23 protein-coding genes are annotated in these 25,964 nt (G+C 70.5%); 13 read left to right on the forward strand and 10 right to left on the reverse strand.

The features are described from left to right. Position 1 precedes the first annotated feature (1 nt). The 5 genes from ACFY8U_RS13220 to ACFY8U_RS13240 form a co-directional block, all read right to left on the reverse strand. Positions 2–1,738, reverse strand: coding sequence for a type IV secretory system conjugative DNA transfer family protein (locus ACFY8U_RS13220; protein WP_389569328.1), 1,737 nt, complete (start codon positions 1,736–1,738; stop codon positions 2–4). Between the two features lie 23 nt (positions 1,739–1,761). Then, a complete protein-coding gene (locus ACFY8U_RS13225; protein ID WP_389569331.1) occupies positions 1,762–3,867 on the reverse strand; it encodes a peptidoglycan DD-metalloendopeptidase family protein in 2,106 nt (701 codons plus the stop codon). A 6-nt stretch (positions 3,868–3,873) separates the two neighbouring features. Then, on the reverse strand, positions 3,874–4,551 hold the full coding sequence (locus ACFY8U_RS13230) for a hypothetical protein (protein WP_389569332.1): 678 nt from the start codon (positions 4,549–4,551) through the stop codon (positions 3,874–3,876). Between the two features lie 260 nt (positions 4,552–4,811). Further along, the gene (locus ACFY8U_RS13235; protein ID WP_389569334.1) at positions 4,812–5,261 is read right to left on the reverse strand and encodes a hypothetical protein; all 450 of its coding nucleotides are present in this window, start codon (positions 5,259–5,261) and stop codon (positions 4,812–4,814) included. 258 nt (positions 5,262–5,519) lie between these two features. Beyond that, a complete protein-coding gene (locus tag ACFY8U_RS13240; protein ID WP_389569336.1) occupies positions 5,520–5,771 on the reverse strand; it encodes a hypothetical protein in 252 nt (83 codons plus the stop codon). A gap of 39 nt (positions 5,772–5,810) precedes the next feature. Here ACFY8U_RS13240 and ACFY8U_RS13245 point away from each other — a divergent pair, with 39 nt between their 5' ends. From ACFY8U_RS13245 to ACFY8U_RS13295, 11 genes are all read left to right on the forward strand, one after another. Next, positions 5,811–7,340, forward strand: a complete 1,530-nt coding sequence (locus ACFY8U_RS13245) for a conjugal transfer protein (protein WP_389569338.1) — start codon at positions 5,811–5,813, stop codon at positions 7,338–7,340. A gap of 103 nt (positions 7,341–7,443) precedes the next feature. Next, positions 7,444–7,704, forward strand: a complete 261-nt coding sequence (locus tag ACFY8U_RS13250; RefSeq protein ID WP_361436166.1) for a TrbC/VirB2 family protein — start codon at positions 7,444–7,446, stop codon at positions 7,702–7,704. Positions 7,705–7,811: 107 nt separating this feature from the next. After that, positions 7,812–8,453: a hypothetical protein gene (locus tag ACFY8U_RS13255; protein WP_389569340.1), complete on the forward strand. Its 642-nt coding sequence runs from the start codon at positions 7,812–7,814 to the stop codon at positions 8,451–8,453. A 7-nt stretch (positions 8,454–8,460) separates the two neighbouring features. After that, entirely contained in the window at positions 8,461–11,469 is a 3,009-nt protein-coding gene (locus ACFY8U_RS13260) for an ATP-binding protein (RefSeq protein ID WP_389569341.1), read from the forward strand. Positions 11,470–11,507: 38 nt separating this feature from the next. After that, positions 11,508–12,050 carry a hypothetical protein gene (locus tag ACFY8U_RS13265; RefSeq protein WP_389569344.1) on the forward strand — a complete coding sequence of 181 codons (543 nt, stop codon included), beginning with the start codon at positions 11,508–11,510 and terminating at the stop codon, positions 12,048–12,050. 90 nt (positions 12,051–12,140) lie between these two features. Next, positions 12,141–12,668 (forward strand): hypothetical protein, encoded by a 528-nt coding sequence (locus tag ACFY8U_RS13270; protein WP_389569346.1) that lies wholly within the window; start codon positions 12,141–12,143, stop codon positions 12,666–12,668. A gap of 62 nt (positions 12,669–12,730) precedes the next feature. Continuing rightward, positions 12,731–15,001 carry a hypothetical protein gene (locus tag ACFY8U_RS13275; RefSeq protein WP_389569349.1) on the forward strand — a complete coding sequence of 757 codons (2,271 nt, stop codon included), beginning with the start codon at positions 12,731–12,733 and terminating at the stop codon, positions 14,999–15,001. Positions 15,002–15,012: 11 nt separating this feature from the next. After that, entirely contained in the window at positions 15,013–15,615 is a 603-nt protein-coding gene (locus tag ACFY8U_RS13280) for a hypothetical protein (RefSeq protein ID WP_389569352.1), read from the forward strand. A 127-nt stretch (positions 15,616–15,742) separates the two neighbouring features. Then, positions 15,743–17,074, forward strand: coding sequence for a WhiB family transcriptional regulator (locus ACFY8U_RS13285; protein WP_389569355.1), 1,332 nt, complete (start codon positions 15,743–15,745; stop codon positions 17,072–17,074). A 13-nt stretch (positions 17,075–17,087) separates the two neighbouring features. Further along, entirely contained in the window at positions 17,088–17,327 is a 240-nt protein-coding gene (locus tag ACFY8U_RS13290; RefSeq protein WP_315891379.1) for a hypothetical protein, read from the forward strand. A gap of 53 nt (positions 17,328–17,380) precedes the next feature. Continuing rightward, entirely contained in the window at positions 17,381–17,863 is a 483-nt protein-coding gene (locus ACFY8U_RS13295) for a cupin domain-containing protein (RefSeq protein WP_389569357.1), read from the forward strand. Between the two features lie 82 nt (positions 17,864–17,945). Here the strand turns inward: ACFY8U_RS13295 and ACFY8U_RS13300 are convergent, their stop codons facing one another. The 3 genes from ACFY8U_RS13300 to ACFY8U_RS13310 all read right to left on the reverse strand — a co-directional run bounded on the left by ACFY8U_RS13300 (position 17,946) and on the right by ACFY8U_RS13310 (position 19,717). Further along, positions 17,946–18,338, reverse strand: coding sequence for a DUF4913 domain-containing protein (locus ACFY8U_RS13300; RefSeq protein WP_389569360.1), 393 nt, complete (start codon positions 18,336–18,338; stop codon positions 17,946–17,948). Then, positions 18,335–18,499: a hypothetical protein gene (locus ACFY8U_RS13305; protein WP_389569362.1), complete on the reverse strand. Its 165-nt coding sequence runs from the start codon at positions 18,497–18,499 to the stop codon at positions 18,335–18,337. The genes ACFY8U_RS13300 and ACFY8U_RS13305 overlap by 4 nt, the downstream gene beginning before the upstream one ends. Before the next feature lie 99 nt (positions 18,500–18,598). Beyond that, positions 18,599–19,717: a threonine synthase gene (locus ACFY8U_RS13310; RefSeq protein ID WP_389569363.1), complete on the reverse strand. Its 1,119-nt coding sequence runs from the start codon at positions 19,715–19,717 to the stop codon at positions 18,599–18,601. Between the two features lie 178 nt (positions 19,718–19,895). Between ACFY8U_RS13310 and ACFY8U_RS13315 the strand changes: the two genes are divergently transcribed. After that, a complete protein-coding gene (locus tag ACFY8U_RS13315) occupies positions 19,896–21,470 on the forward strand; it encodes a S8 family peptidase (RefSeq protein WP_389569366.1) in 1,575 nt (524 codons plus the stop codon). An 82-nt stretch (positions 21,471–21,552) separates the two neighbouring features. Here ACFY8U_RS13315 and ACFY8U_RS13320 read toward each other — a convergent pair whose 3' ends face one another. Then, complete coding sequence (locus ACFY8U_RS13320) at positions 21,553–22,989, reverse strand: translation initiation factor 2 (RefSeq protein WP_389569367.1); 1,437 nt, start codon at positions 22,987–22,989, stop codon at positions 21,553–21,555. Positions 22,990–23,243: 254 nt separating this feature from the next. On the opposite strand from ACFY8U_RS13320, the gene ACFY8U_RS13325 reads away from it, so the two are divergent. Further along, positions 23,244–24,341 (forward strand): DUF4190 domain-containing protein, encoded by a 1,098-nt coding sequence (locus ACFY8U_RS13325; protein ID WP_389569369.1) that lies wholly within the window; start codon positions 23,244–23,246, stop codon positions 24,339–24,341. A 192-nt stretch (positions 24,342–24,533) separates the two neighbouring features. Here ACFY8U_RS13325 and ACFY8U_RS13330 read toward each other — a convergent pair whose 3' ends face one another. Further along, positions 24,534–25,877, reverse strand: a complete 1,344-nt coding sequence (locus tag ACFY8U_RS13330) for a glycoside hydrolase family 18 protein (protein ID WP_389569372.1) — start codon at positions 25,875–25,877, stop codon at positions 24,534–24,536. Positions 25,878–25,964: the final 87 nt, after the last annotated feature.

The following is a 25,964-nucleotide window of genomic DNA, read 5'->3' on the forward strand; positions in this document are numbered from 1 at the left end:
GTCAGCGCCTCGCGCCCGGGTCGAACTTCGCCAGCGAGGCCTGGACCGACTGCGCGTACGGGCCCTCCCACCAGGGGATCGTCTCCACCAGGACCGGCTTCGTGCCCGAGGCCAGGACCAGGGCGCGGCCCGGGGGCATCGAGCCCAGGTCCGAGACGTGGAGGACGCGTTCGCGGCGGACCGACTCGTTGACCGTGCGGTTGCCCGACCAGTGGCCGTGCTCCGATTCACGGGTCGTGGAGTACTCGCGCAGCTCGTACTCGCCCGCCAGGTCCGACAGGTCGCCCAGGAAGCGGGTGTCCGAGACGCCGCCGCCGTACACGCGGACGTTGGCGGCCGACCACAGCTTCTCCATGCCGCGGTCGCCCCACACCTCGACGCCCTGCGCCCAGGACTGGAGGATCGTCATGAGGATGATGCCGCGCGAGCCGTAGTGCGAGTACAGGTCGGGCAGGGCCCGCCAGCGGCAGACGTTCGCCGCCTCGTCCAGGACGCCGACCAGAGGCAGGGGGAGCCGGCCGCCGCGCTGGGTGGTGGCGTACTCCTCGGCGGCCTCGACCGTCGCCACCGTCAGGGCCGTCACCAGCGGGCCGGCCGAGTCCGTGCCCTCGCGGGAGAGGGAGTAGAGCGTGCCCGGGGTACGGACGAACTCGTGCGGGTTGAACTGCGGGCGCGTGTCGTCCGGGCCGTTCGGCGTGACCCACTTGTTGATCTCGGGGTTGATCAGGCACGACGCCATCTGCTGGGCCACGCCGTAGATGCCGCTGCGCTGCTTGTCGGGGGCGGTGATCACGCCGTTCAGCGCGTCGGCCGGCATGGTGTGCCCGGCGCCGCGCAGGATGCGCTCCGGGGTGTCGTCCTTGGGGTTCGACAGCCAGGTGTAGACCTGGGTGATCGAGGCCTTTCCGGTGGCCGCCGCAAGGAGGAGGTTCGCCAGGAGGTCCTGGCCGGCGGGGTCGAAGAACGCGTCGGTGGAGGCGTTCGGGTCGCGCGAGCCGGATGCGAAGTGGTCGGCGAGCTTGCGGGCCTTGGCGACGTCGGTGACGTACGACAGCGGGTTCCACCACCATTGCGGCGGCTCCGTCGCCACCTGCTGCGGGTCGAACACCCAGACCGGGCCGAGGGCCTGGCGCGGACCGCGCGTGGCGTCCACGATGTCCCGCTTGTTGGAGGTCACGAGGACCGCGCCCGGGCCGTCGAGGATCGCCGGGATGGCGCGCCGCGTGGTCTTACCCGTACGCGGACCCCAGATGTCGACGTGCATGTCCTCGAAGGAGCCGAAGAGCGGCTGCTTCCCCTTCACCGAACGGCCGATGAAGACGCCCGGGACCCGGCTCGTCACGCCGAGGCGCTCGGCGATGGCCGCCGCGCCCTTCATCGTGAGCTTGCCGAGCTGCTCGCCCTTCGCCAGGTGCTGGGCGGCCGTGTCGACGTCCGGCTTCCTCTTCGCGCGCTGACGCAGCCGGTAGCCCCACAGGACGAGGATGCCGAGCAGCACCGCCTCGCCGGCGGCGACGGCGCTCGCCGCGCTGCCCGGCCACTCGTAGTCACCCTGTGCGAGGGCCACGGCGAAGGAGAGGGGGTTTCCCGGCGGGGCCGGCGCGTCGTCGAAGGACGCGCCGAGGTGGGCGGCGCCCCAGGCTCCGCACAGCACGACCAGAACGACGGCGACGAGACCGACGATCTCGTACGTCCAGTCGTCCTCGGCGCGTGGCTTCTTCTTCTGCTCAGCGGCCATCGTTCTTCCAGACCTTCCTCACGTCATGCATCTGCGTGATCGCCCGCCTCGGCCGGGTTGGTGCCGGCCGGGATCGGCACCCGGAACACGCCGGTGATCTTGCCCTGTACGTCCCAGGTGCTGAACTCGACGTTCTTGTCCTTGCGCGGGGCGTGCAGGATCTTCTTCGTCTTCGGGTCCCAGATGATCCCGACGTGCTCCGAGCCGTTGCGGCCGGGCCGGAAGAAGATCAGGTCGCCCGGCTGCGACTTCGACAGGTCGACCTCGGACGCGGCGAGCTTGTCCTCCTGGACGTACGTCGTCGCCCCGATGTTGATCTTGCCGCCACTCGCCTGGTAGTACGCCCACTGCGTGAAGCTGGAGCAGTCGAACGACACGGGGCTGTCGCCCTGGAGGCGCGGCGCGCCCCACACGTACGGCAAGCCGATGCCCCGCTGCGCCCAGCCGAGCGCCGCGCGGACCACCGGGTCGTCGGAGTCGGGCATGACGCCTGTCACTCCGGCGCCGTCGGGAGCGACCGGGGCTCCGCCGCCGCCCTTGGCGCACTCGGCGAACTCGGCGTCCCGCCCGCCGCCGTCGCCGCCCGGCACGCTGCCGTAGTCGGGGCTGGCGGAGATCTTGCCGTCCAGCCAGGCCTCGGGGTCGACCATGCCGGGGCCGTTGTCCTGGCCGCCGACGAACGGGTTGTCGACGCCGGGGACACGGACCTCCCAGTGCAGGTGCGGTCCGCTGGTGTTGCCGGTCATGCCGACGGCGCCGATCTGGTCGCCGCGCTTGACCTGGGCGCCGGCCTTGACGTCGAACCGGGACTGGTGGGCGTACTGGGTGATGACACCGTTCGCGTGCTCGATGAGGGTCTCGTTGCCGTACGCGCCGCCGCTGCCGGTCTTCACGATCTTGCCGTCGGCCGGGGCGTAGATGGCCGTGCCGACGCGGGCTTCCAGGTCGAGCCCGGTGTGGTAGCCGAGGCTCCACATGCTGCCGCTCTTGCGGTACTTGGTGCCGACCTTGTACGTCCCCTCCTTCAGCGGCCACTGCCAGTCCTTGCCGGACGAGGGCGCGCCGGGCTCAAGGGGCAGGGCTGCGAGGGAGAGCGGCACCGTCTCGGACGTTCCCTGGGCGTCCTGGAGGCGGTACGAGGCGGCCATCGCCTGCGTGGTCGTCCCGCCGTCGCCGTTCAGCGGCGGCGTGGACCAGGAGCGGGCCGGGGAACTCGCGATGCTCAGCGCCGTGGTCGGGTTCGCGTTGTTGCCGACGGGCTCCGGGATGTCCGACTGCTTGCCGAGCGTGGGGAAGGTGGGGTTCTTCTCGACGGTGGCCTTCAGATGCGCGTACCAGTCCTGGATCAGGTCCTTGTCGCCGGTCAGGTTGCCCCGGTAGCGGGCGGCCTGCGTGAGGACGACCCGCATGTAGATCGTGTTGCTCGGGCGGGAGCCCGAGTACCGCATCAGCGCGTTCCAGGCGTTGGTCTCCGCCTTCATCGCGTGCAGGAAGTTGGCGGCGGCGAAGGCCGCGTCGTCGATGTTGTACAGGTCCTTCTTGTTGTCGCCGTTGCCGTCGGCGCCGTAGTCGGTCCAGGCCGGCGTGCCGAACTGGAGGATGCCCATGTACCCGGCGCTGTTCTTGCCTCCGGGCGCCGCCGACGGGTCCTGCCCGTACTTGGTCTCCTGGTACATCTGTCCGGCGATGAGCGTCCAGTCGAGCCCGTCGTAGCGGGCGGCCGCGCGCATGGCGGCGAGGATCATCTTCGGGGGTATCTCGTTCCGGGCGGTCTCGCTGGGCATGTACACCTTGCCCGCCGGCATGATCGGCGAAGTGGCGGCCGCGTCACCGGTGTTGCCGGCCTCGGTGTTCTCGCCGTAGTCACCGCAGGCCGCGGCCGCGGCACCGCCGCCCATGGCGCCCATCAGGCCGCCGATCATGACGAGGATGACGAAGCCGATGCCGCCGATCGGCAGCAGCCCGCCGCCGCCGAGGAGCAGCCACAGCTTGAGGTTGCTCTTCTTCTCGCCGCCGGGGCCCTGTCCGCCGCCCCCGCGTGCGGACTGGGCGGCGTCCTTGGCGGCCTTCGCCGCCTTGGCGACCTTGGCGGCCTTGGCAGCGGCCGCGAGAACGGCAGGAGCCACCATCGGTGCCTACCCTCCCGCCTGGTCGGAGGCGCCCACGTTGCCCAGCCCGAAAAGGGAGACGGAGGACACCTGCCACGTGCCGCTACCGCTTTCGCGGACCGTCACGAGCCAGGAGTTGCTCTCCGTGCCGCTCTCCTTGCCGTTCTCGCTCCGGAAGGCCTTCACCTCGACGAGGCTGGAGACCGACTTGCCACCGCCGCGTACGAGATCGTCGGCGACCATCGCGTCGCGGACCACGGTGGCCGTACCGCGCGAGGTGCACTTGGCGGCCACGCAGGTCGCCCACGTCTTGCCCGTGGGCAGAGCTGTGTCCTGCTTCAACTGCCGGTCGCCGTTGGTCAGCGCGAGCAGTGGCTCGGCCCAGGCGGCGTTCTCGTCGGTGTGGGCGTAGGTGTTGATGCCGACCATGTAGTCGGTCATCCGCTGGTGCGCCGCGGCGGCCTCGGCCTGGGTGAGGATGGGCTTGACCTCGCCGGCGGCGTCGCCAGAGGGCTTGCCGTCGGAGGATCCGGATCCCCCGGTGTTCCCGTCCGCGGGCGCGCTCGTGACGGCCGGCTCCCCGGCGTCCGGGGACTCGTCGTCCCCGTCGAAGAGGGTCAGCACGACGAGGGCGCCGACCATCAGGAGCCCCAGTATCGCCAGGGCGAGTGCCGCAGTTCGCTTGTTGTCGGCAGGTGACTCCACCGTCCCGGGCCTCCCTCAGTCAGGTTGCCGGGACACGGTAGGGGGAGAGGCGGCCGGTCGATCAGTTGTTTTCCTCGCCGGGGAAAGCGAGGGGGAGGGGGAGGAAAGCGAGGGAAGGGACAGGTGGGTGGGCCGTGTGTCCGTCCTGCGGTGAACAGGCGGCGAACGGTTCCGGATCCGTGTCCATCAGCACTCGCGGATGCGGGCGGGGGCCCGGCCTTTCCCCACTCGCTCGATACGCCGGCCCGACCGGATGCCGGTCAGGCGATGAAGATCCCGAGGAGCAGGAGAACAACGACGACCGCGCCCATGATGAGGCGGGCCTTCGGGTCCTCGCGTTCCCAGAGCTCGTGGACCAGGGCCCAGCCCGTCAGCCGGGCGGCGCGGCCCTCGTGGAGGCCTGAGCCGGTGGTCGGGGGCGAGTCGGCCGGGTCCGGCGTCTCGGGGGCGTCGGGGGCGAGGTCGCCCGTGATGCCCTGCTGCTCCTGGGCCACCAGCACCAGGCCCTCGAGGAGTTCGGGCATCGTGTTCGGAGTGAGGGGGTACGCGACGGTGCCGAACTCGGTCTGGAAGCAGAGGCGTGACTGCCAGGGGTTGCCTGGTTCGTAGCCGTCGATCCAGGCGTGCTGGGCGTTGTACGTGGGTACGGGCGGGGCGGGCGCGGCGGCGACGGCGGGATCGGCCGGTGCTGCGGGTGTCTGGTCGCTCAACTCTCGTCCTTGGCAGGGTCGGGGACGGTACGGCGCGCCCGGCGCGCGGGCACAACCCCCGCATTGTGCCGAGCCGTCGGGCACGGGGCCCCGAGGAGGCGGTCACGTGACACGTCCGCTTTCCTCGCTCCTCCTCGGCTTTCCTCGCTCTTTCCTCGGCGAGGAAATGGCGGTGTTCCCGTCCGGTCCGTTTGCCACACTGCCCTCCGCACCTGGCCTCACCAGGGCCCGCCGCGTCCGAATCCGGCCGGCCGGGGATCAGGGGATCACACGCGGGGGGAGACCGAGCCGATGACGGACCACAGCAGTCCCGCCGGTGGTGCCGGCGGGAACCAACCGCCCGCGCAGCCGGGCCAGTTCGGGCAACCGCACATGGCCGCCGGGCAGCAGCCGCCCGCTCCGCAGCAGGCGCAGCAGCCGCACCAGGGCCAGCAGTCGCAGCAGCCCCACCAGGCCCAGCAGCAGATACCGCCCCAGGCTCCGGCGCCATACGGCTACCCGCCGGCCCACACACAGGCCGCTCCGGCCCCCGCGGCGCCCCAGCCGCCGATGGCGTCCGAGGCCGCGCGCGCCCAGGTCGCCGCCGCATGGACGCGACGCGCCCCGCAGGCCGCCGTACCGCCCGCGGAAGCCGCCGTACCGGCGCTTCCGCCGCGCCGGAACTCCTTCTCGGACGGTGCGAAGCAGGACAAGAAGGACCGCCGCGAGCAGGCCAGGGCCGAGCGGAAGGCCGCGTACGAGGCGAAGAAGGCGGAACGGGAGAGCCGTAAGCGCGGTGGAACCCCTGCGCCCGCCGCACCCGTTGCCGCCTCCGCGCCTGTCGGAACCACCGCCTCCGCGTCCGCCCCCGGCGGTGTCTCCGGTCAAACGCCCGCGCCCGCCGGGTCCGCCTCGTCCTCCTCCGCGGGTGCGGCGTTCGCCGTACCCCGCCCCGGCGGCCGCCTGCCCGCGACCGGCCGTGGAACCCACGTCGCCCTGCGAGCCACGCTCCTCATCACGACCTGCGTCTTCGCCCTCGGCTCGTGCGGCGTCGTCGGGCTCGCGATCGGCAGCTCCTCCTCCGCACCGACCGCCTCTCTCGACAAGAAGGACGTGCAGCGGTACCGGCTCACCGAGTACCCGACCCAGGCAGCGGGCACGTTCGCCGAGAAGTACGCGACGCTCTGTCTCACGTACGACCCGAAGACGGCCGACCAGCGCCGCGAGGAGCTGGCCCGTTACGCGACGTCGGGCGTGGACCGCGACTGCGGCTGGAACGGCCAGGGCGAGCAGAGCGTCACGGCCGCCACCTGGGACGGCAGCGTCGAAGAGCTTCCCGAGTACGGAAAGAACGGCCGGTACCTGGGCGTTCAGGTCACCCTGTCGACCGGGCGGGTCACCACCGTCTCCGTCCCCGTGTTCGTGGCGAATCCGGCCGCCGGGTCGGGGCTGCGGGTCGTCGGCGACATCGGCGAGATGCCGCTGCCAGGCCGCGGCACCGCTCCCGAGGTGGACCGGGACGACGAGATCGTCGACGACACGCTCTCGGACCAGCTCAAGGCGCAGGTGCTGCCGGGCTACTTCACCGCCTGGGGAGCCTCCGACTCCACCGCGATGTCCCGCTTCACGACCCCCGACGCCACCGCCGCCGCCACCTCCGGCCTCGCGGGGGCGCTCTCCGCGCCCGAGGTCACGACGGTCGAGGCGCTGGCCCCGGCCGGTACGGAGGACGGCGACACGATCACGTACAAGTACGGGCAGTCCGTACGCGTCCGGGTGACGGTCGTCTGGGGCGAGGCCGGTGACGAAGGTGCCACCGGAGAGGCCACCGCGCCGCAGGTGAAGCGTTCGTACCGAGTGACCGTCGTGAACACCGCCCAGGGCTGGTTCATCAAGGACGTACGGGGAGCGGTCCTCGATCCGGCGGGCGGGAGCGGCGACGGCGACGAGCCGAGCGCCTCCCCGTCCCCGGGGCAGGCGACCCCGTCGGCCGGGACCAGCACGCCGCCCGCCACCGGTGCCGCCACCCCGCCCGCGAAGCCGCAGGCCACGAAGCCCGCGAACAAGCCCAGCACGAAGCCGGCCGGCCGGAAGCCCTGACGGGGAACCAGCGGTCCACTGCCGCTCCCCGCCTCTCCAGCCGTTCCCTCCTCACTACCCCCTTGAGCGGACCGCAGCACTCCGCAGAACGAAAGGACACCTCATGTACCTGGCGGCGACCTCGATGACGGAAATGTTCACGCAGATCCAGAAGATCCTGCGCGACGCAGGAACGATGGTCGCGGTGATCGCCCTGCTCATCCTCGGCATCCGGATGCTGATGTCCATGAAGCGCGGCGACGGTATGCGCGAGGCCTTCCAGGGCTTCGGCATGATCGCGCTGGCCGCCCTGATCATCGGTGGCGCGACCGGCCTCGCCGGTGTGCTGATCGGCCTCGGTGGCCAGATCGGTGGCGGTAGCTGAGCCACCCGGCCGGGGGACCGAGCCGTCCCCGCCCGGAGGGGCCCCAGCCGGGCCCTGGCCGCCGTCGACGGCGGTCGAGAGAGGTCGAGAGAGAGGGGGAGTGACCGATGGCGCAGGACGTGACGGGCGAGCCGGAGCCGATGGTCGCGTACGACCACACGGATCTGCTCAACCGGCCCAAGCGCATCTGGAACTGGGGCAACATCCCGCTTCCCGGACTGCTGCTGCCCGCGCTCGGCGCGGCGTTCGGCTTCGGTGTGGTGTGGATGGTGACGCTGCTCTCCCTCTCCGCCTTCGTGCCCGCCCTGGGTATGTCGATCCTGACGGCGGTGCTGTACTTCGGGCCGCCCGTCGGCGTGTACTTCGTCTGGGGCCGGCCGCTCCCCTCCGCGCTCACGCTCAGCCAGCAGCTGGTGGTGTGGGCCGACTACTGGTGGCAGCCGAAGCGGCTCCAGGGGCTGGCCGCCGACCGTGAGCCGGGGGAACTGCACTGGCAGGTCATCCTCTGGCAGCCGGGTTCGCAGCGCTGGCAGCAGAGTTACGAGCGGGCGCTGAACGAGGCCGCGCGACACGGTTCGTCGTACGGCGGTACGGAACCCCCGATCCCCGCGCCTGCCGTGCCCCCCACACCCAAGGCGCCTGGCGAACCCGTGGGATCGGCCGCGCCGGCCGGCCACGCGGGATCAACCGCAGCGGCCGTACCCCCGGCTCACACCGCCGCTCCCTCCCCCTCCAAGACCGCAGGATGACTTCTCCATGTTCATGATGATCCTTCTGGGCGGGGCGGTCGCCTTCTTCGCGATCGCCATGATCATGGCCGCCTCCTCCTCCAAGGCCAAGACCGCCAACGGCAACCAGGGTGGCGACGGAAAGTCCGGTTCCGGCGGAGGCTCCGGCAACCGCGGCCGCTCCCAGGGCGACCGGGCGCAGGCCCGGCGCGAGGAGATGCGGCTGCCGTACCGGTACGCCGACGACATGATCTTCGTGCACGGCGACTCGGTCTGGACGGGCATCGTCCTGCCCACGTCGATCGACGAGTACCTCAACGCCACCGAGCTCCAGGCCATGGCCGAGGCGCCGGCCCGCGCGCTCCTCAACCTGGCGCGGGGCGACCGTAACGTCGAGTGCCACTACCGCAAGGTGTACCGGCCGATCACCGCCGTGGGCTGGGCCGAGGAGCTCAACGCCGTTGCCTGGGACCCGACCGAGAACTACAAGGCGTACAACTTCCGCAAGGCGGAGTACCAGGAGCGCATCGGGGCGATGCGCGAGCGGAACATCCTGCTCGTCAAGCTTGGTTCGCTCAAGCGCGGCTCCGGTGATGGCAGCGGTGTGCTGCCCGGCGGGGACGACCCGGTCGAGGAGCTGGCCCTGTCCCGCGCCCTGACGGGCCCGGCGGACAAGCTGGCAGCGGGCGCCACCGGCGTCCACGGCGAGTACCTGTCCCCGGCCCTCCTGGCCCAGTGGACGCAGGTCGCGCGCGAGGTGCACGAGAGCCTGGAGAGCCTCGGCGGTGCGCCGCTGGCCCGCGAGGAACTGGTCTGGCTGATCCGCAAGCCCCTCCACGGCGACCTGCCGGTGCCGCCCGAGCCGGTGCTCGGCTCGCGGTCGTGGGGCCCGGACCAGTTCGACCTGGTGGTCGACTTCTCCGGCGAGAACCGCAAGACGCACATCGTTCTGCACCAGTACGACGAGGTCACCGGCGAGCAGCACACCAGCTACACGACGACGCTGGTCGCAGCCAACTGGCCGACGGAGACCCGGTTCCGCCAGTCGACCGCGTGGGCGCGGTACGCGGCGCAGAACGTGGAGTTCCCGGTCGAGATCGACATGCGCTTCACCCTCATCCCGTACCTGAAGTTCAAGGACCGCGCTGGAAAGATCAGCGGCAACCTCGTGGACGAGATGAACGACATGGCCAACTCGGGCCGTTCGCCGGACACCAGGCTCGCGAACCAGGTCACCCGCGCCAAGCACCTCGTCGACGACATCGAGGAGCACAAGATGCCGGGCATGGAGGCGCAGATCCGTTTCACGGTCTCTGCGTCCGACCCGGCGGAGCTGGAGCGCCGGCGCCGCATCCTGGAGATGCAGTTCAAGCAGGACCTGAAGGTCACCCTGCTGCGTCCGACGCGCCAGCAGTGGCGGCTGCTCCAGTCGCAGCTGCCGGGCAACGCCCCGAAGCTGCCGATCGCGCCGTACCTGCGGCTGCAGGAGGTGGAGCAGCTCGGTGCCGGGTTGCCGACGGCCGGTACGGAGCTGGGCGACAACCCCGAGCAGCGGTCCGGCAAGAAGCTCGGCTGGGTGGGCAACCTGGTCGGCTGGGCGGGCAAGATGCCGGTCCACTACTCGCTGCACGTCGGCCCGGCCCGTAACGACGGCGGTGGCCTGGCCATCGTCGGCGCGTCCGGTGGTGGAAAGTCGTCGCTGGCGCTGCAGAAGTTCTACGAGGAGTCGGAGTCCGGCGTCCGTTGCCTGGTCATCGACCCCAAGACGGACTTCGCTCAGCTCTGCTACTACCTGGGCTTCGGAGCGCAGGTGAACGACCCGGAGTTCGCGTCGGACGCGGAGCGGGGGGTGCTGGGGACGCCGGAGAGCCGGTTCCAGCCGGTGAACCCGGAGTTCTGGGCGGAGACGGAGGTCGTCGACCTTCTCAAGGGCCAGGCGGGCGTACTCGATCCGTGGGTGATCGCCCGCGACGTGCCGTCGGGCCGGCTGCTCGCCGAGTCGATGCTGCGGGGCTTCCTGGGCGACGAGGACTACCAGCGGGTGCGGCTGCCCGTCATCGAGGCGATGGCGACGGTCGTCGGCTGGTACAACTCGGCGATCCGGCAGGCGACGGAGCAGGGCCTGAGCGCCCGGGACGCCGAGGCGCAGGTGCCGAGGCCGACGCTGTGGAACGTCGTCGACGAGGTGGTACGGGCGTACGAGCACGCGCTCGCGACGAACGACCGCGAGGCGGCGAAGGACCTGAAGCTGGCGCAGATGCTGCTGACGGAGCTGCGGACGCTGCCGTACGCGCGACTGGCGTTCGCGGAGAAGCCGCAGACGCTGTCCGCGATGCGGAAGCGCCGTACGGTCATCACCCTCCGCGGCTTCCAGTCGCCGGCGGCCTCCGACCCGCGCAACTGGAACCCGGCCGAGCGGCTCGCGGCGACGGCGCTGATGGCGGTCGTGGAGCTGGGCAGCCAGATGCTCGACGTCGGTTACGAGAAGAACCCGGTGACGGGCGAGATCGGGCTGCGTCCGAAGGCGCTGTTCGTCGACGAGGCGTACGTCGTCACCGCGACGGAGAGCGGCCGGGACCTGATGCGGCGGGCGCTCAAGCAGGGCCGTTCGTATCTGGCGGTGACGGTACTGATCACCCAGCAGGCGATCGACCTGGTCCAGATCGAGGACTCCGAGGCGCGCAGCGGTGGCGCGAACCAGATCCACACGGTGTTCGCGTTCAAGCAGAAGTCCGCGCAGGAAGCGTCGCTCGTGGCACCGTTGCTGGGCCGCCCGGAGTCGGACGCGAAGGTGGTCTCCGCTCTCCAGGAGCTGCGGACCGGTGTCTGCCTCCAGCGGGACGCGGACAAGCGGGTGGGGACGGTGGCGGTGGACCTGGTCTTCAAGGAGATCCTCGCGGCCACGGACACCAACGGCACGACCCGCCCGTCGAGGCAGGGCGTGAACCCTCCGCTGAGCGTCTGGGACTGGACGTTCCTCCAGGAGACGAACGACCTGGACCCGACGCCTTCCCCGGAAGCCACGGCCGCGGTCTGACCTGCCCGGCCCCACCGAACCGACCCAAGGAGAACCTCATGCGCCTGTCCAAGACCCTCACTGCCGGAGCCGTGGCGCTGACGGCCGCGCTGACCCTGACGGCGTGCGGGGGTGGCGACAGCGGCGGTGGCGTCAGCGGTGGCGACAACGGTTCGTCGGCGGACTCGGGCCTGCCGAGGGCGAGCACGATGGCCGAACTCCAGAAGTTCATCGTCGGGACGGGTGCCCAGTGTGAGGAGCTTGGACCGTCCAACGAAGTACGAATGCTTGAGGAATCCAGGGACCCTGCCTGGAGCATCAAGGAGCGCAGTGTCTGCGACGAGACCATGGTTCTTCTGCTGATTGACGACATGGTCAAGTTCCAGGAGGCCTTGGCGAAGGCCAAGGGCAGCGTGGGCAGGATCCTGATCGGCGAGAACTTCGCGCTCACCAACCTCGGCGGGTCCGGCCCGCAGTTGATGCAGAACGGTCTCACGCACCTGTCGTGCAGGCAGGAGGACCGGGACAGCCTGCCCAGCGGTTTCACGGCCAAGGACGCCCTGGTCAAGCCCTGCTTCACCACGGACTACCTGCCCGAGTAGCCGACGCCCCGTGGCGCGCGCCCGAGCCGTCACGGGTACCTGGAGTGCGGTCCAGCCCTCATCGGCACCTTCAACCCAAGGGAGAACCCCATGCGCCTGACCAAGACCCTCGCCACCGGAGCCGTCACGCTTGCCGCGCTCGTGACACTGACGGGCTGCGGGGACGATGGCGGAGATGCCGCCGCCGGTCCGCTGGGCGGCCTGCCGAAGGCGGAGACCATGGCCGACGTCCAGAAGGCCGTCGTCGACCGCGGTGTGGCGTGCAACCAGCTCGGGAAGAGCGAGGACGCAGGCTACATGGAGGAGGAGGCCAGCGACCCCGCCTGGGGCATTCAGGAGCGCGCTGTGTGCGCGGACGAATCGGGCCGGTCTGTCACGCTGCTGCTCATCGGGGACATGGCCAAGTTCCAAGGAACGCTGGCCAAGAAGCGCTCTTCCTTCACGATCGGCCAGAACTTCGGGGTCGCCGCCGAGAGTGACTACGCCGGACAGAGCCTGATGCAGAACGGTCTGTTCACGGTGTCCTGCGACCCGGAGAACCGTAAGGAAGTACCCAGCGGCTTCGAGATCCACGACGGTCTGGTCAAGGGCTGCTTCCTCACGAACTACGACCTGTAGCCGTTCCCTGCCCCGGAACCTTGGACCCTGGAAGGAAACCAATACCCGTGCGCCGTAGGGCCATGTCACGCGGAACCCGTATCGTTCCCCGCTCGCCGGGCAACCTGGTGCGCGGTGCCGGGCGGATCGTCAGAGCAGGTCTGTTCCTGGTTCTCGCGCTGGTCGCGCTGACGCTCTCCGTCCCGGACACGGCGCAGGCCTTCGGCCCGGACCTCAACCTGAGTTGCAAGATCACCGGGGACGACAACTACAGCCGTGACAACCCGGGCGCGAACGGTGAGTCCATCATTCCCGCGGTCAACCAGTGGGAGAAGACGGGCCAGACCGGTGAGGACATCAACGACACGCGGGGGATGGTCACCGGTGCGGTTCCGATGTCCAAGAGCCCTGACAGGTACACGTTCTACGAGATCAACGGCATGCGGGGGCTGATCTGGACGGGGACCTTCAAGAGCCGGCCCGACGCCGCAGTCCCCACCGGTAAGGACGGCAGCGGCGCCGACAACTGCTCGGTCATGGACTTCGTCAACAACGGCGTGGCCAACATGGTCTTCAACGGAACGAAGATCCTCTCGCGCGGCGCCATCTCCATCAAGGAACTGGCGTCGAATCCGAGTCCTCTCAGGGGTCTGTACGAGGGACGCAACGCCGCTGTGACGACGCTGCAGAACAATGTCTTCAGGCCGGCTGTGCCCGCGATGATTCTCCTCACCGGCATCTGGGTGTTCACCAAGTGGCGGCGACAGGAGATGCGCGAGGTCTGGTCCGGTGTCGGTTGGGCCTGTCTCACGACCATCGCCGTTGTCGCCCTGCTCGCCGGCGGCGGCCAGAACAGCAATTACCACAAGGTCATCGACCAGGCCGACGCAGGTATCGCGAACTTCAACTCGTTGCTGGCCGAGGCGGCCCTTGCGGGTGTGTCCGGAGAGATGCAGGCGCCCTGCGACATGAACAAGGACGAGAAGACCAACAGAGGTCTTCGTGCCTCGAGTTGCGCGATGTACGACACCCTCGCCTTCCGCCCATGGGCCCTGGGGCAGTTCGGTGAGAAGGGTGCGAACTGCATCTTCCGGAACGACGGCGGCAAGCTCTCGAACGGTGCTTGCGTACCGGCCAGCACCAGCACCAAATGCGAGTACGGCCTGGGTGTGCGCTGTGAGGACCTCCGGGTCGTACAGGCCGCGTCGCAGTCCATGACCAACTTCGACTACCCCCCCGACGGCAAGGGGAAGCCGAAGGCGATCGACAAGGAACGAGAAAAATGGATGCCCATCCGGATGGACATCGCGGGTGGTGAGCAGAACGAGATCAAGAAGGAAAAGGACCTCCCCCCGGACCAGAACATTTACCCGGTCCCCTTCGGAGACTGGGCCGGCCACAACGCCGGCGGCCGAGTCGGGCTCGCCTTCTACTCCCTGATCGCCGCCCTCATCGTCGGCGTCATGGTCATCGTGCTCAGCGCCCTCACGCTGCTCTGGCACTCCGTGACCCTGATCCTCATCATCCTGCTTCCGCTGGTCGCCACGCTCGGCATCCACCCCTCCCAGCAGAAGCTGCTGAAGGGCTGGCTGCAGACGTTCATTCACAGCTTCGTGCTACGGGCGGGCTTCGGTGTCATCCTGACCGTCCTGCTCGTGCTGTACCAGATGATCCTGCCCGCCCGGATCCCTCTGGGCATGCAGCTCCTCATGCTCCTCCTCGTCACCGTCGCCGTCGTGATGATGCTCAAGAAGCTCATCGGAGGCGCGTACAGCCCGAAGATCGCCGGAGCTGAGGATGGGCTCGGCGTAGGCGACATGCCGGGTGCCGTCGCCGCCAAGGCTGTTCCGATGGCCGGGTCGGTCGGACAGGCAGCCGCCAAGGGGACGGGGCGCGTCGCCGGAAGCGTCGCCCGTGGCATGGACAACGCTGTGCTCAAGGGACGCCTGCGGAAGGGCGGTTGGATCCCGCAGAACAACTCCGGGCGACAGCAGCGCAAGACTGCTCGCGAGGCCAGGGTGATTCACAACGACTCGTTCCAGTCGGCGGAGGCCAATATCAAGAGGCGCAAGGACGAGGCGAACGGTTCGGAGCAGTCGCCCACCTCTCAGGAGGCCCGCCGCCATACCGGCCGTGTCAGTCAGGCGGGCACCACTCCGCCCCCGGCTGCCAACCCGACCCCGGCGCCTGCGCAGCAGCAGCCGGCGCCTCAGCCGGCGCCTCAGCCCGCGCAGCCCAGGCCGCCGAGGGCTCAGCCGCCGCAGCAGCCCGTGGCTCAGCAGCCCACGCAGCCGAACCCGCCGCAGCTGCCCCCGCAGCGGCCGCCGGGTGACGGCAACCGCCTGCCCCGATAGGAGGATCGTTCATGTCACGAACCGACTCGGTCGTCGGGGCAGTACGGCGGCTCGTCCGGCAGGAGAAGAGTGACGCCTGGGCCGTTCGGCTGCTGCCCAGGCTCGTCCTCGGTCTCGCCGGGGCGTACACGCTCTTCATCCTCGCCTCCTCCAGCATGAGCTCGTTCATCACGATCTGCGCGCTGCTGGTGCTCGGCCTGCTGGCGTTCCTGCTGCGCCGGCGCGGCCAGTTCTTGCTGGCGGTCGGTTCGACGGTCCTGACCGCCGCGTTCGCGGGTTACCTCGCGGCCGTGGCGGACATCACCCGGGGCATTCCGGCCGGTTGGGCGAGCGGGCAGGCCGTGTTCGGGTACTGGGCGATCGCCGGGATGGCGCTGCTCGGCGCGTGGATGGTCAAGGACCATCCGGGGCGGCGCGGGCTCACCGTCGTGCTCGCCGACGTCGTGCTCCTCGCGGCGGCCGGCGTGGGGACGGTCGCGCCCCCGGCCGCCGTGCCGCTCGGGTTCGCGGGTGTGGTCGCCGTGCTCATGGTCCGGGGTGGGGGCGCCGCCGCGCTCCGGCGCGTGGCGCGGCGGGCCACGCGGCGCGTCTCAAGACGCGCCAAGGGAGCCTGATGTCACATCAGAAAACTTCTGAGCAACTTGGTTACAGTTCAGAACGGCTTTGCTGTCGCCAATTGCACTGCTCTAGAGTCCCCAGGTATCAAAAAATGCCACGGGGGGCACTTTCATGGTCACAACCATGCGCAGGACGCACGCTGCGCCGATTTCGGCAACGTCAGGCGCGGCCGCCGCTTCGCTGCCCTGCCACCGCCGGCCGGACGTCTTCCGGCATCCGCTTCTTGAGAATCCGCCCGTCAGCTCCGCCGAACTTCCCATCCAGGGAAGGCGCATCCAGGCGCTGGCCCACGCGGCCCGGCAGCTCTGCGCCTCCTGCCCGCTCAAGCGGGAGTGCCTGCGGGACTCCGTCCTCCGCCCGGATCCGGGCGGGTACCTCGCCGGGACCACCGAGCAGGACCGGCGGCTCATCCGCCGCCGGCTCGGCATCGGCACCTCGCAAGGGGACCTGACGACTCCGGTGGACCCGAGGCAGCGGTCCGCCGACTTCAACGCCGAACTCGGCGCCGTACTGGACGCGTTCGCGCCGGGGCACACGCCCCGGCGCCCCCGCCCGCGTACACCGGTCCGGCCGGGACCGCGGTCCGTGGTCCCACCCCAGACGACACATCACGTAGCAGAGGTATCAATGGCGGCGCCGGCAGGTGAACGGATCACCTTCCCTCTCGACGACCCGGTTCTCGCCGTGCAGAAGGCCGTCCTCACTCCGCTGCTGCTCGCCACGCTTCCCGCGCTTGAAGCCTGCGAGCGGCTCGCCGGCATGCTGGCGCACGCGCCGTCCGTCGGCCTCGCGCCGGAGCTGACCGAGTCGTGCCGGCGGGCGCGACTCGGCATGGAGGCCTGGCGGGCCGAGCTGGCCGAGGACGCCCCGAGCCTTCCGGTGGACACCGGGCTGGTCGGCTCGGTCAGCGTCGAGCTGGCCACCAGCGACCCGATCACCGCCCTGCGCCAGGACCTCTTCGAGCCTCTGCTGCGGCGGGTCTCGGACTCGATCGCACGGATCGAGCAGGTCATGTCGGTTCTGGACACCGGTCGGAGCACGGACGACGACATCACGGGCCGCACGCCCACCACCCTCGCCGATCTCCGGGCCGCCCTGCGGGAGCTCGCCGTGCGCATAGAGGCGTACGAGAGCGTGGCCCCGGCCGCCGCCCCGCGTCTGCGCGCCGTGGACAGCGGGGTCGCGGTGGTGCGCGCCATCCCGAGCACCACCAGCCTGCGCCGGGCCGTGGACGAGGCCGTCGCGTCCTTCCCCGGGCCGTTCACCGCCCGCGACGTCCTGCTCGCGCTGCCTCCGGAGGTGTTCCAGGAGTCGGCGAAGTCGATCAGTAACATCCTGTCCGCCATGGTCAAGTCCGCACGGCTCCGGCGCGTGTCCCGTGGCACGTACACCCTTGACCCCACGGCATCCCCCGTCGCTCCGTACGCCGGTGACGACGTCGCCGAGCACTCCTGAAAGGACCCGAGTCGTGCAGCCCACGCCCCCGGCCGCCGAAGTCCGCATCTTCTCGCCCAACGCCGGCCTGATCGACGGCGTACCCGTCACGGCGCCGCCGTACGGTGACATCCAGGAGGTCGTCATCTCGATCCTCCAGCAGCGCGCCCAGCAGTTCGGCGCCCCGGCCCCGGCCTCCATCACCGACGACCGGTACGGCGGCGCCATCCGTCTGCTCATCCACCCGGACGGCACCACGGAGGCACTGGACTAAGGTCCTTCCCGCCTGCCCTACGACGCCGCCGACGACGACGAACGGAGAACCTCGTGTCGTATCCGTCAGACCGCTTTCACGGCGAGAAGGGCGAGGTCAGCGCCTCCTTCCGCCCCGCAGACACCCCCGCCGAACTCACCGGCGCCAGTGGGACGCGGACGCGCTATCTGGCCACCACCGCCTCCACCGGCGGTGAGTTCGGGCTCTACCAGATGGACATGCCCCCGCGGGCCGGCGGGCCCGCCACGCACTTTCACAAGACGATCTCCGAGAGCTTTTTCATCCTCGACGGGACCGTGCGGCTCTTCGACGGCAATCAGTGGGTCGACGCGAAGAAGGGCGACTTCCTCTACGTGCCGACCGGCGGGCTGCACGCCTTCCGCAACGAGTCCGACGATCCCGCCTCGTTCCTGATCCTCTTCGCGCCCGGCGCGCCCCGTGAGGAGTACTTCGAGAAGGTCGGGACGGTGGCCACGATGACCGCCGAGGAGCGGACCGAGTTCTTCCTCAAGCACGACACGTACTGGACGGACTGAGGCCCGGCTTCGCTGCCGCTGCCGCTGCGGTGTGGCACCGGCGCCCGGCGGCCGCCTGTGGTGTACCAGGCGCAGCGCGGCCTCACACGGGCGGCGACTGGGGGTCGTACGTCTCCAGAGGCAGCGGGTCGAAGGGATAGGCCGTGTGCCCGCCGACCTTGGGCGAGCAGGCCGCGAACGGGCCCAGATCCGTGTCCATGAGCACCCGCAGGTGCGGATCGGCGTGGTGCAGCCACCACGTCGACATGCCCAGGGCCGGATCGTGCCGCAGATGCTCCCAGGCCAGCCACAGCGCGGTGAGCCGCGCCCCGGCCTCGGGGTGTTCCCACCATCGGGGGCACCAGGTGGCGGAGGATCCGTTCACCCGGCGGCGGATCGTGGGGGAGAGGTACTCGGAGACGAAGGCGAAGACGTCGGCGAAGTAGAACTCCGCATCCTCGCCGTTCACCGGACCGTCTTCGGGGCTCGTGCTCACTGGCTGTCCTTCATGAGGTGGTTGGGGGCCATCGCTCGACGTCCGGGGACGCCGCCCTGCGGCGGTCCCGACCAGACCGACGGCCAGTCGTCGACGGCCCGCATGCTCGCCAGTTCGGCCGCAAGGTCCTGCGGCGTCCGGCCGGTCGTCTCCGTCGGCATCTTCACATCCCTCGTCCGTGGCGTGTTTGACCGTACCTGGTCAGGAGGGGAAGACCCCGCACGGGGAAAACACGAGGACAAGCGCGTGAGACCCCGCCCTCACCCCCGCTGGCCCAGCCCCGTCTTCGCCCCCGCCCCGCACAGCGGAAGCACCGTCAGACCCGGGCGGGGAGGCGTCGCGCGCGTCGCCGCCCAGCACGCCACGCCCGTCGACTCGACGAAGAGCCCGCGCCGGGCCAGGTCCGTCTGGGCGGTGAGGAGCTGGTCCTCCGTCACCGTCAGGAATGTGCCGCCCGTCTTCCGTACCGCGCGCAGGATCTGGGCCGCCCGGGGTGGGTTCGGGATCGCGATGCCCTCCGCCAGGGTGGGGCGGACAGCCGCCGGCTCCAGCAGGTCGTCCGCGCCCGCCGCGAACGCCGCGGCCAGCGGGGACACCGCTTCCGCCTGTACGGCGACGAGGGCGGGGCGCGTGGCGACGAGACCGTGGCCGTACAGCTCCTCGACGGCCAGGGCGGCGCCGAGGAGGAGCGTGCCGTTGCCGACCGGGACGACGAGCGTGTCCGGCAGCCGGCCGCCCAGGTCCTCCCAGAGCTCGTACACGTACGTCTTCGTGCCGTGCAGGAAGTGCGGGTTGTACACGTGCGACGCGTAGAACGTGTCCGGCTCGTCGGCGGCCGCCCGCGCCGCCTGTGCCGTGGCCTCGCGGTCGCCGGGGACGACGGTCACATGCGCTCCGTGCGCCCGCATCTGCTCCAGCTTCTTGGCGGACGTGCCCTCGGGTACGTACACGACGCAGTCGAGGCCCGCCCGCGCGCAGTACGCGGCGATCGCCGAGCCCGCGTTGCCGCTGCTGTCGGCGAGGACGCGGCGCGGGGAGAGCCGGCGGGCGAGTTCCGCGAGCATGACGGCGCCCCGGTCCTTGAAGGACAACGTCGGCATGAGGAAATCGAGTTTGGCCGAGACTCCGTCGGTGAGCGGGACAAGCGGAGTACGCCCCTCCCCGAGCGTCACCCGCGGGGCGCCGGTCGCCAGCGGCAGCGCCTCCTCGTAACGCCACAATGAATTCACACGTGACGCAAGGGACGTGAGTGAAACGGGGCCGCTCGTGAACTCGAGGTCCCACGGGCCGTGGCACTGCGGACAACACCAGGTGAGGGCGTCGGCGGGGGACCGGACCCGGCAACGGGGGCACACGTAGGCGGTCATGAGCGCCAGCATGGCAGCTGTGTGACGCACGTGTGTCGGGGCGCTCAGGACCCTTGTGAGATTCCTATGGATCCGTCAATCTTTCGCTCGGCAGCCGGATGTGCGAAACGGCGTGGACACTTCACGTCTTCTTGTCATGTCCCTGCCGTACCCCCACAGCAGCGCACCACCAATGAGGAGGATCCCTCACATGTCAGTGATGCGTGACTCGCGGCGCAGACTTGCCGCCGCCAGCGCCATAGCCGTCGCCGCCCTGGCTCTCGGCACCGCCGCCACCTTCCCGGCCACCGCGGCCGAGGCCGCCCCCGAAGGCGTCATCCAGAACGCCGGTGCCCCGGGGACGATCGCGGACAGCTACATCGTCACCCTGAAGGACTCCGCCCCGGCGGAGACCTCGAAGGGCCGGGCGGTCGCGGCCAAGCACGGCGCGAAGATCAAGAAGACGTACACGGCGGCGCTGAACGGCTACAACGTCGAGCTGAGCGAGGCGCAGGCGAAGAAGCTCGCCGCCGACCCGTCGGTCGCCTCGGTCGTGCAGAACCGCGTCTTCACGGTCGACGGCACGCAGCCCTCCCCGCCGTCCTGGGGCCTGGACCGGATCGACCAGCGGGCCCTCCCGCTGAACCAGAGCTACACCTACCCGGACAGCGCGGGCCAGGGCGTCACGGCGTACATCATCGACACCGGTGTACGGATCTCCCACAGCGACTTCGGCGGCCGGGCCTTCAACGGCTACGACGCCATCGACAACGACAACGTCGCCCAGGACGGCCACGGCCACGGCACGCACGTCGCCGGCACGGTCGCGGGAACCGCCTACGGTGTCGCGAAGAAGGCCAAGATCGTCGGCGTCCGTGTCCTCAACAACCAGGGCTCGGGCACGACCGCGCAGGTCGTCGCGGGCATCGACTGGGTCACGCAGAACGCCGTCAAGCCGGCCGTCGCCAACATGAGCCTCGGCGGCGGCATCGACTCGGCCCTCGACACGGCCGTGCGCAACTCGATCGCGTCGGGCGTCACGTACGCCGTGGCGGCGGGCAACGACAACTCCAACGCCTCCAACTACTCGCCGGCGCGGGTCTCCGAGGCCATCACGGTCGGCTCCACGACCAACACCGACGCCCGCTCCAGCTTCTCCAACTACGGCAGCGTGCTGGACATCTTCGCCCCGGGCTCGTCCATCACCTCGGCCTGGAACAGCAGCGACAGCGCCACCAACACCATCTCCGGCACGTCGATGGCGACCCCGCACGTCGCGGGCGCGGCCGCGGTCTACCTCGCGGACAACCCGTCGGCCACCCCGGCCCAGGTGTCGACGGCGCTGACGAGCGCGGCCACCCCGAACGTGGTCGGCAACCCCGGCTCCGGCTCCCCGAACCGTCTGCTCTTCGTCGGTGGCGGCGGCACCACCCCGCCGCCCGGCAAGAAGTTCGAGAACACCGCGGACTACGCCATCGCCGACAACGCGACCGTCGAGTCCCCGGTCACCGTCAGCGGTGTGGCGGGCAACGCTCCCTCCACCCTCCAGGTGCCCGTGAACATCGTTCACACCTACATCGGTGACCTTCAGGTCCAGCTGATCGCCCCCGACGGCACGGCGTACACGCTGAAGGGGTACGGCACCGGCGGCAGCTCCGACAACATCAACACCACGTACACGGTCAACGCCTCCTCCGAGGTCGCGAACGGCACGTGGAAGCTGCGGGTCAGCGACAACGCGCGCTACGACACCGGGAAGATCGACTCCTGGGCGCTGCAGTTCTGAGCGCGTACGCGTGTGAGTGACTGACTGACCGAACGAGGGGCGGTCGCCGGTTCCGGCGGCCGCCCCTCCGTCGTCCGACGCGTCAGGGGGAGTCGAGGAGGGCGTACATCGTCTCCCTGGGGAGCTTCGGATTCGCGGCCGCCTCCGTGGACAGTTCCTCGTCCTCGAGGAGTTGGAGGAGCCGTTGCGGAGGGAGAGCGGGGTTGCGGACCGCCGCGGCACGCACGCGTGCGTCCGGATCCCGCGTCAGCGCGTCCACGAGGGCCGGGTCCGCCTCCGGGTCCAGCGTGGCCAGCAGGCGTACGGCAGGGTCCTCGGCGGTCCCGAAGCGCGCCGCGAGCCCGGCGACCGGGAAGCGCGGCAGGCCGAGCAGCCGGTCGCGGTTCCTCCCTTCGTACTCCAGATAGCAGCGCAGGAGCAGCTCGGCGGGGGCCTCGGGGTGGTGCTGGGCGAGGATGATCCGTACGCCCGGGTCCTCGTCGGCGGCGAGCAGTTCGACGAGCTCGGCCGGCAGCTCCGGGTTGTACGCGACACGGCGGCGCAGCAGGGGGTGCGCCGACCGGGCCTGGGAGAGGGGCGCCCCGTACGGGTCCGCACCCACCTGGACGACCTCGTGCGGCTCGACGACGTAGTCGATGGCCGCCCGCTCGTCCTCGGTCAGCTCGGGGCGCACGGAGACGGCCGTACGGACCTCCGGGTCGGGATCGCGCGCGAGCAGGTCCACCAGGTCGCGCGGGAGGTCATCCCGCCGCGCGACCTCCCGCCGGCTCTTGGCGTCGCCGACGCGGGCCACATGTGCGACGACGTCCGGCGGGGTGCTGTAGTTGTGCGCGAGACACCACAGATCGCCCTCCTCGCGTTCCTGGAGCAGCTCGTCGACGACGGCCCGGGAGAGGCGGCAGTTGACGAGGACGTGACTGCGGGCGTGACCGCCGCTGTGCGTGGTGCGCAGCCGCCGCTCCATCTCCTCCGCGTCGTCCTCCGCCGTCACATGGGCCAGCATCCGCTCGGCCGAGGCGCGCACGTCCGGGTCGGGGTCGGCGAGCAGGGCCGCTCTCCGTGCCTCGGACAGGTGGTGCCACACGCCGGCGCCGTACTCGCGGATCGCGGCGACGGGGTGGGTCGCGGCCGCGAGCCGGAAGCGGAAGGGGACTTGGCGCGAGAAGGCCAGCGCCTGGAGTTCCTGGCCGTCATAGGTCGTGTACATCCGCTCGATGACGTGGTCGGGCAGGTGCCGGGGCCAGACGTCCTGCCCCGGCCCCTCGGCCAGATGTGCCCGCACGAGCCACACCTCGTCGTCGACGACCCGTCCCCGCACCTCCCCGGGCGCATGGGGGTTCCGCGCCAGCGCGCCCCGCACGCGTGGGTGCGGATGCGCGACGATCGCGTCCACGACCTCCGCCGGCAGTTGGCGGCGGTGCCGGCACAGGGCCGACCAGGCCGCCGCGTAGGACGGTTCGAGGAGGCGCAGGAGGACGTCGGGGGGAGCCGCCGGGTTGAGCGCGAGACCCTCCCACACGCCCGGTGTCCTGATTGCCGCCGGTGTCCTGATCGCCGCAGAAGTCATCCCTGTACCGCCCCCGCCCCTGCACCACGTACGATGCGCGCGCCTGATCGCACGTTCGTATCATCCGCCCGCACAGGAGCACCGTACTCGTGGAGCCCTCCCAGCCGCCCCAGGACTCTCAGCCACCCCACAGAGCGTGGCCCGCCCCTGAGCCGTCGAACCCAACGGCCCCTCCGGGTGCTCCGGGGGCTCCGCACGGCGCTCCCGTGGTTCCGGGGCCGTACAACGCCAACCCCTTCGCCCCGTACGGCCCCTACGGGCCCGGTGGCGCGGGTCCCGTCGACTACGCCACCCCGCGGCCGACCACCAACGGCCTGGCCATCGCGTCCCTGGTCTCCGGCGTGGTCTGCTGCCTGCCGCCCCTCGGCCTGATCTTCGGCCTGATCGCCCTCCCGCAGATCAGGAAGAGGAACCAGACGGGCAAGGGGCTCGCGATCGCGGGCATCGTCCTGTCCTCGCTCAGCTGCGTCATCATGATCGTCGGCCTGGTCACCGGCGTCTTCGGCGAGGCGTGGCGCGGCTTCCAGAAGGGCATGGACGAGGCGGCGCGTTCGAGCTCCGCGTTCTCGCTGCGCACGGGCGAGTGCTACAACGTCGACGGCGAGATCGAGGCCGACACCGCGGCGGTCGAGGTCGTCGACTGCGAGCGCCCGCACGAGGGCGAGGTCACCGGCGGTTTCAAGCTCACCGGCTTCACCAAGTGGCCCGGCGAGAGCTCCGTCGAGGGCATCGCGGAGAAGCGCTGCGAGGACATCGGCAAGGCGTACGCGCTGGACACCTGGGCCTTCCCCGAGGACGTCTACGACTTCTACTACATGCCGAGCCGGGCCAGCTGGCGGGCCGGCGACCGCGCCGTGACCTGCGCGTTCATCGTCGACGGGGGTGAGCCGATGAAGGCTTCGCTGCGCAGCGACAAGACGACCCTCGACGCCCACCAGCTGCACTTCCTCACGGCCATGAACCCGATCGACGACGCGTTGAACGAGGAGCCGGAGGAGGACGCGGACGAGGATCTGGCCGGCAACAAGGAGTGGGCCGGGAAGGTCCACGACACTCTCACCGGGGCGAGCCGGGACCTGAAGAGCCACACCTGGTCGTCGGCCGCCGCGCCTCGCGTCGCCGAACTGGTCGAGGAGCTGGACGCGTCCGCGAAGGAGTGGGACAAGCTGGCGAAGGCGGCCGACGCGGACGTCTTCTGGGAGCACTACGACAGCGCGTACGACGGGACGTACTGGGAGGCGGAGTCCGACGCGCGCAGGGCCCTGGAGCTGACGGTCTCGCTGGAGTCCGACACCTCGGCCTGAGGCCGCCGAGACCCCGGCACGGGTTGCCGCACGCGTGAACAGGGGCCGGGCCGCCTCCGGGAGCCCCGGCCCCTTCGGGGACCTGGTCCGTTCGGGAGCCCCGGCCCCTTGGTGGGACCTGGTCCGTTCGGGAGACCCGGCCCCTTCGGGAGACCCGGCCCCGTTCACGCGCGCGTGCGGGCCGGCCGTGGGTCAGCGGCGGCCGAGGCCGCGGTCCACGGCGGTGATCAGCTCGCCGTCGGGGGTGTCCCCGTCCAGCGACCAGAACATCGCGCCGCCGAGCCCCTTGGCGCGTACGTACGCCGACTTGGTGCGCAGCACCTGCGGGTCGTCGTACGTCCACAGGGTCGTGCCGTCGAAGAGCCAGGCGTGGCCGTTGCGCCAGTCGCGGTGCACGGTGTACGCCCCCGAGTCCGCGAGCTTCTTCAGGGCCTTGTAGTCCTCGGAGCCGTTCGCCCAGGTGCCGGGGGCGGGGCCGGTGGCGGGCTGTCCGAGGCCGTCGCCGCCGCCTGTGACGCCCGTCCAGCCCTGGCCGTAGAACGGCATGCCCACCACGAGCTTGCGGGCGGGCGCGCCGCGCCGCAGCCAGTCGTTGACGGTCTGGTCGACGCTGAAGTCGCCCTTCGCCGCGGAGAGCGCCGACTGCTGGGCCGTCGTCGACTCCCAGGAGCCGTGGAAGTCGTACCCCTGGAGGTTCACGAAGTCGAAGTCCCGCATGATCTTCGGTACTTCGAAGCCCGCGTCGATCTTGGCGGGCGCGGTCGGGACGAAGGCGGTCAGCTCGTAGTGCTTGCGCTTGCCGTGCCGCTGTGCGGACTTGGCGTACGCGTCGAGTTGGCTGCGGAACTCCCGCACGAGCGCGGTGAAGTTCTGCTTGTCCTCCGGGCGGAAGACGGTGTCGACGTCACCGGCGGAGGCCGGCCACTCCCAGTCGAGGTCGATGCCGTCGAAGAGACCCGCGGCGGCTCCCGCGCCGCCACGGGTGCCATCGGTGGGCAGGTTGCCCTTGATGTAGAGGTCGATGCAGGAGGAGACGAAGGTCTTGCGGGACGCGGGGGTGCGAGCCGCGTCGGAGAAGTGGGTGGACCAGCTCCAACCACCCAGCGAGATCAGGACCTTGAGGCCCGGGTGTTTCGCCTTGAGTTCGCGCAGCTGGTTGAAGTTGCCGGCGAGGGGCTGGTCGGCGGTGTCGGCGACGCCGTCCACGGAGCCGGCCGCGTCGAGCGGGCGCACGTAGTCGGCCCACGCGTCGGCCTCTCCGGGCATGTTGCCGGTGAAGCACTTGCCGTCGGAACTCACGTTGCCGAAGGCGTAGTTGATGTGGGTGAGTTTGGCCGCCGTACCGCTGGTCTCCAGGTCCTTGACCTGGAAGTCGCGTCCGTAGACGCCCCATTGGGTGAAGTAGCCGACGCGCTTGTACGACGGACGGCTGGTGCTGTGTGAGGCGGAGTCGGCGCCCGCGGCGGGCGCGAGACCGGCCACGAGGCCGAGGGAGAGGGCGGCGGTCGCCAGCCGGGAAAGGGTTCTACGACGCATGAGGCTCGTTTCCTGTGCGCGTGCCGGAAGGGAGCTGTGCTCACAGGAACGTATTGGTCTGGACCATTGAGGTCAAGACTCCGGCAG

Origin of the sequence: Streptomyces sp. NPDC012508, from assembly GCF_042902595.1 — a bacterium.
Lineage (GTDB): Bacteria > Actinomycetota > Actinomycetes > Streptomycetales > Streptomycetaceae > Streptomyces.